The sequence below is a fragment of the Bordetella sp. genome, from assembly GCF_057362025.1.
Map to the genome: position 1 here is coordinate 25,248 of NZ_JBMQQZ010000027.1, position 6,000 is coordinate 31,247.

Below are 6,000 nucleotides of genomic sequence, written 5' to 3' on the forward strand. Positions count from 1 at the left end.
CGGGACTCAGACCGCCAGGCGCTTGCGGCCCTTGGCGCGGCGCGCGTTCAGCACGGCGCGGCCGCCACGGGTCTTCATGCGCACGCGAAAGCCATGGGTACGCTTGCGGCGGGTAACGGAGGGTTGGAAGGTGCGTTTCATGGGCGGTCCACAAAAGAACAATCAAAAATACGGATGGGCACAGACGCGGGCAATACGGCCCGCGCGCCCATGGCTATCTACGGCGCTTATCTCTTCGCTTATCTCGAGAGCGCGGCTTGGATGCCACGCCCGCTACGGCAGGAGTGTCGCGGCACGATCCGACTGACAGCCGGGGTCACTGTCTTCGGCATAGTCGTCGCCGTCTTCGACGCCTGGTTTTGACGCCCGTCTTCGATCCACTGCCGCAGATTCTAGGGACGAATAAAGCCACCCGTCGCCAGTCGAGCCCGCCATTTCAACAAGTTTCTTCTCTATTGTCAAACAGTTAGGGGGGCGGGTACCGGGGTCGACCGGGCCGGCCTGTGGATAACCACAGCCCAGGCAAGGTAGAATCGAGGTTTAGACAAGACCGACATGAAAGAATTCTGGCAGACCTGCGTCAGTCGTCTTGAGCAGGAACTCCCCCCCCAACAGATCAGCGCGTGGATTCGTCCGCTCGTGCCGCTCGCCTTCGACGAGGCGCAAGCGGTGCTGCGCATTTCCGCGCCCAACCGCTTCAAGCTGGATTGGGTGCGCAAGAATTTTGCCCGCCAGATAGAAACGCTGGCCACCGAATGGTGGCAGCGCCCGGTCCAGGTCCAATTCGAGCTGCCGGCCGGCACCGCCGCGCCGCGCATGCCGGTCGCGCCGCGCATGCCGGCGGCCGTTGCCGTGGAGGCGAACGGCACGGTTGCCGAAGCCGCCGCGCCCGCCGCCGGCCCGGTGTCGATTCCGGCGCCGCCGGCGACCACCGCCGCCGCGTCCGCCGCGGTGGCGGCAGCCGTCAACGCCGATGCCGCCAACGTCATCTACGAGCGTTCGCGGCTGAACACCGACCTGACTTTCGAAAACTTCGTCACCGGCAAGGCCAACCAGCTGGCGCGCGCGGCCGCGCTGCAGGTCGCCGAAAACCCTGGCGTCTCGTACAACCCGCTGTTCCTGTACGGCGGCGTGGGCCTGGGCAAGACGCACCTGATCCACGCCATCGGCAATGCCATGGTGGCGGCCGGTACCGGCGTGCGCGTGCGCTACGTGCATGCGGACCAATATGTGTCGGACGTCGTCAAGGCGTACCAGCGCAAGGCTTTCGACGACTTCAAGCGCTACTACCATTCGCTCGATCTGCTGCTGATCGACGATATCCAGTTTTTCTCCGGCAAGAACCGCACGCAGGAGGAATTCTTCTATGCGTTCGAGGCGATGGTGGCCCAGCGCAAGCAGATCATCATCACCAGCGACACCTATCCCAAGGAACTCGCCGGTATCGACAGCCGGCTGATTTCCCGTTTCGATTCCGGCCTGACCGTGGCGATCGAACCGCCCGAACTCGAAATGCGGGTGGCGATCCTGTTGCGCAAGGCCGAATCCGAGGGCGTGCCCATGCCCGAGGAAGTCGCCTTCTTTATCGCCAAGCACCTGCGCAGCAACGTGCGCGAACTCGAAGGGGCGCTGCGCAAGGTGCTGGCCTATGCGCGCTTCCACGGCCGCGACGTCGTTACCGTCGACGTCTGCAAGGATGCCTTGAAAGACCTGCTATCCGTGTCCAACGGCCAGATCACGGTCGAGAACATCCAGAAGACGGTGGCCGATTTCTACAAGATCAAGGTCGCCGACATGTACTCGAAACGGCGCCCCGCCAATATCGCACTGCCTCGCCAAGTGGCCATGTACCTGGCCAAGGAGCTGACCCAGAAAAGCCTGCCTGAGATCGGCGACCTGTTCGGTGGCCGCGACCACACCACCGTTCTTCACGCCGTGCGCAAGATCTCGGACGCGCGCGGCAAGCTCGCCGAACTCAACCATACCCTGCACGTGTTGGAACAAACTCTAAAAGGATGAACATGCAACTCGTACAAACCACACGCGATGCATTGCTGAAACCGCTATCGACTGTGGCGGGCATCGTCGAAAGACGCCATACCCTGCCCATCCTTGCGAACATCCTGATGCGCAAAGAGGCCAACAAGGTATCGTTCATCGCGACGGACCTGGAAGTCCAGATCACGACGCAGGCGGATTTCGGCGTGGGTTCCGACAACGAATCGACCACCGTTGCCGCGCGCAAGCTGTTGGACATCCTGCGCGCGCTGCCGGATACGGGTGACGTCAAGCTGGCGCTGGCGAGCAACAAATTGTCCGTGCAGACCGGCAAGAGCCGCTTCGCGTTGCAGACGCTGGCGGCCAGCGAGTTCCCCACCGTGGCCCAGCCCGAGAACTGGGATGTATCGCTGACGCTGACGCAGAAGAACCTGCGGCATCTGCTGAACATGGTCTACTTCGCCATGGCGCAGCAGGACATCCGTTATTACCTGAATGGCATGCTGATGGTGTTCGAACCCGGCCGCCTGCGCGCGGTGGCGACCGACGGCCACCGCCTGGCGCATTGCGCCACCGAGGCCGAAGGTATTACCGAGCGCCATGAAGTCATCGTCCCGCGCAAGACCGTGCTGGAGATGCAGCGCCTGCTGGAAGACTCCGATGCGCCGGTCTCCATCGACGTGGCGCCGGGCCAGATCCGTTTCCGCTTCGGCGACGTCGAGCTCGTCTCCAAGCTGGTCGAAGGCAAGTTCCCCGATTTCACCCGCGTGATCCCCACCAGCTACACGCGGCATTTCGTGGTCAATCGCGAAGCCCTGCAGGGGAGCCTGCAGCGCGCAGCCATCCTGACCACGGATAAATTCAAGGGTGTGCGCCTGCAGCTGGCGCAGAACCTGATGAAGATCTCTTCTTCCAACGCCGAGCAGGAAGAGGCGCAGGAAGAGCTGGACATCGATTACAGCCATGAGGCCCTCGACGTGGGCTTCAACGTGAGCTACCTGCTGGATGTCCTGAGCAACGTCAAGGTGGAAGAAATCAAATGGTCCGTCATGCCGGACCAGAATGCCTCCGCCCTGATCACCCTTCCCGATGACGACAACTTCAAGTACGTCGTGATGCCGATGCGCATCTGACCTCGCTTGACCGTCACTCCTGGCCGCGGCGCGATCCGCCCCGGCCAGGCCGCAAGCCGGCCGCTTTATTCGCGCAATCACAGAGATTTATGTCCGACACTCCGAATACCACTCCCGAGAACTCCGGCTATGGCGCCGATTCGATCAAGATGCTCAAGGGGCTGGAGGCCGTGCGCAAGCGCCCCGGCATGTACATCGGCGACACATCCGATGGCACGGGGCTGCACCACATGGTGTTCGAGGTCGTCGACAACGCGATCGACGAGGCGCTGGCGGGGTATTGCGACGATATCGTCGTGACCATCCATACCGATAATTCCATATCGGTAACGGACAACGGCCGCGGCATCCCGACCGACATCCACAAGGACGACGAGTTCGGCCGCAGCGCGGCGGAAATCGTCATGACCGAGCTGCACGCGGGCGGCAAGTTCGACCAGAATTCGTACAAGGTATCGGGCGGCCTGCACGGCGTGGGCGTGTCCTGCGTGAACGCCCTGTCCGAATGGCTGCGCCTGACCATCCGCCGCAACGGCGAAGTGCACGAAATGGAGTTCCGCCAGGGTCAGCGCGTGAACCCGCTGGCCGTCACGGGCAAGACCGAAAAGCGCGGTACCGAGGTGCGCTTCCTGGCCGATCCGCTGATCTTCAACCACATCGAATACCACTACGACATCCTGTCCAAGCGCCTGCGCGAGCTGTCGTTCCTGAACAATGGCGTGAAGATCCGCCTGGTCGACCAGCGCCAGGGCAAGGAAGAAAACTTCGCCTTCTCCGGCGGCGTAAAGGGCTTTGTCGAGTACATCAATCGCAGCAAGACGGTCCTGCATCCCAATGTGTTTTCGGTCAGCGCGGAATCCAGCGCCGGCGGCGTGCCGGTCACGGTGGATGTGGCCATGCAGTGGAACGACAGCTATTCCGAGAACGTGCTGTGTTTCACCAACAATATTCCGCAGCGGGACGGCGGGACGCACATGACGGGCCTGCGCGCGGCGATGACCCGCGTGCTGAACAAGTACATCGCGGATAACGAACTGGCCAAGAAGGCCAAGGTCGAGACCTCCGGCGACGACATGCGCGAGGGACTGACCTGCGTGCTGTCGGTGAAGGTGCCGGAGCCCAAGTTCAGCAGCCAGACCAAGGACAAGCTGGTGTCCAGCGAAGTGCGGCCGGCCGTGGAAGACGCCGTCGGGCGCACACTGGAAACCTGGCTGCTGGAGCATCCCATCGATGCCAAGGCGCTGTGCGCCAAGATCGTCGAGGCCGCCCGCGCCCGCGAAGCCGCGCGCAAGGCGCGCGAAATGACGCGCCGCAAGAGCGTGCTGGAAGGCGCCGGCCTGCCCGGCAAGCTGGCGGATTGCCAGGAGAAAGACCCCGCCCTGTGCGAGCTGTACATCGTCGAGGGCGATTCGGCCGGCGGTTCGGCCAAGCAGGGCCGCGACCGCAAGTTCCAGGCTGTGCTGCCGCTGCGCGGCAAGGTGCTGAACGTCGAGAAGGCGCGCTTCGACCGCCTGATCGCCAGCGAGCAGATCGCCACGCTGATAACGGCGCTGGGCACCAGCATCGGCCCCGACTTCAACGTCGACAAGCTGCGCTATCACCGTCTGATCATCATGACCGACGCGGACGTGGACGGCGCGCACATCCGCACGCTGTTGCTGACGCTGCTGTATCGCCAGATGCCGGAGCTGGTGGCGCGCGGCTACGTCTACATCGCACAGCCGCCGCTGTACAAGGTCAAGGTCGGCCGCGACGAGCGCTATCTGAAGGACGACCAGGAAGAAGCGATCTTCATGCTGCAACTGGCATTGAAGGATGCCGAGCTGATTCCGGCCGAAGGCGCGGAGCCCATTTCCGGCGAAGCGCTGGCCGCGCTGGCACGCCAGTACACGCTGGCCGATGCCGTCATCGCGCGGGCGTCGCGCATGATCGACGAAGCCGCGCTGTCGGCCATGGCCGAAGGCATCGAGATCGACATCGACACGGCGGAAGCCGCCGCGGCCTCGGCCGAGCGGCTTGAAAAGGCCCTGTTCGATCCGTTGGCCCCGCACGCCGTCAAGGTCTACGCCGAAGTGGATCCCGGCACCGAGAAGCAGCGCCTGGTGGTGCAGCGCATGCGCCACGGCAATGCCCGCATCAGCCTGATCGACGCGACCTTCATCGAAGGCGCCGACTACGGCGTGCTGTCGACGGCGGCCAAGACCTTCCTGGGCCTGATCGGCGCGGGCGCGGTCATCGCGCGCGGCGAGGGCGAAAAGCGCAAGGAAGCACCTGTTGCCGACTTCCGCGAGGCTATGCGCTGGCTGCGTGCGGAAGCCGAACGCAGCGTGTCCAAGCAGCGCTACAAGGGCCTGGGCGAAATGAACCCGGAACAGCTGTGGGAAACCACCATGGATCCGAAGGTGCGCCGCCTGCTGCGCGTGCAGATCGAGGACGCCATCGCGGCCGACGAGGTCTTCACCACGCTGATGGGCGATGAAGTGGAACCGCGTCGCGCGTTCATCGAAACGCATGCATTGTCGGCGAGCAATATCGACATTTGATGCGGGGATAACGCTGAGAGTTCGGGTTTTCCGGAGAGAGTCCGGATAAGGCAATGGGCTGCGTCTGCAGCCCATTTTTTTTTCGGTAGCAGATGGATAGCGTTCGATTCGCGCTGGCGGCGTAGCCGCTATCGGGAGTGAGGCGCCGTACTGCGGGCGCTTGTAGCGGTGTGTGCGCTTGGAGCGGCAATAGCCTCTGTTTATGAATTCAATAGTCGGCGCAATGGAATAGTGGTGGATTAGTGCGGAATCTGGAAAGATGAATTTCGGTCATGAGGGTTTATCCCTAGGTTCTGGAAGCGCAGAATGCATTTCATCGGGAACAG

At 63.0% G+C, this 6,000-nt stretch carries 4 protein-coding genes; 3 read left to right on the plus strand and 1 reads right to left on the minus strand.

Annotated elements, in window-relative coordinates; translation table 11 throughout:
* Positions 1 to 6: 6 nt before the first annotated feature.
* Positions 7 to 141: a 50S ribosomal protein L34 gene (gene rpmH / locus ACO1P8_RS07095; protein WP_057654304.1), complete on the minus strand. Its 135-nt coding sequence runs from the start codon at positions 139 to 141 to the stop codon at positions 7 to 9.
* A gap of 414 nt (positions 142 to 555) precedes the next feature.
* Between rpmH and dnaA the strand changes: the two genes are divergently transcribed.
* The 3 genes from dnaA (at position 556) to gyrB (ending at position 5,674) form a co-directional block, all read left to right on the plus strand.
* The gene (gene dnaA, locus ACO1P8_RS07100) at positions 556 to 2,019 is read left to right on the plus strand and encodes a chromosomal replication initiator protein DnaA (protein ID WP_486295198.1); all 1,464 of its coding nucleotides are present in this window, start codon (positions 556 to 558) and stop codon (positions 2,017 to 2,019) included.
* A gap of 2 nt (positions 2,020 to 2,021) precedes the next feature.
* Entirely contained in the window at positions 2,022 to 3,131 is a 1,110-nt protein-coding gene (gene dnaN, locus ACO1P8_RS07105; RefSeq protein ID WP_486295199.1) for a DNA polymerase III subunit beta, read from the plus strand.
* Between the two features lie 89 nt (positions 3,132 to 3,220).
* Positions 3,221 to 5,674 carry a DNA topoisomerase (ATP-hydrolyzing) subunit B gene (gyrB, locus tag ACO1P8_RS07110; RefSeq protein ID WP_486295200.1) on the plus strand — a complete coding sequence of 818 codons (2,454 nt, stop codon included), beginning with the start codon at positions 3,221 to 3,223 and terminating at the stop codon, positions 5,672 to 5,674.
* Positions 5,675 to 6,000: the final 326 nt, after the last annotated feature.

Coding starts and splice junctions, on each gene's coding strand:
- rpmH (WP_057654304.1), bottom strand. CDS start 141: ATGAAACGCACCTTCCAACCCTCCGTTACCCGCCGCAAGCGTACCCAT.
- dnaA (WP_486295198.1), top strand. CDS start 556: ATGAAAGAATTCTGGCAGACCTGCGTCAGTCGTCTTGAGCAGGAACTC.
- dnaN (WP_486295199.1), top strand. CDS start 2,022: ATGCAACTCGTACAAACCACACGCGATGCATTGCTGAAACCGCTATCG.
- gyrB (WP_486295200.1), top strand. CDS start 3,221: ATGTCCGACACTCCGAATACCACTCCCGAGAACTCCGGCTATGGCGCC.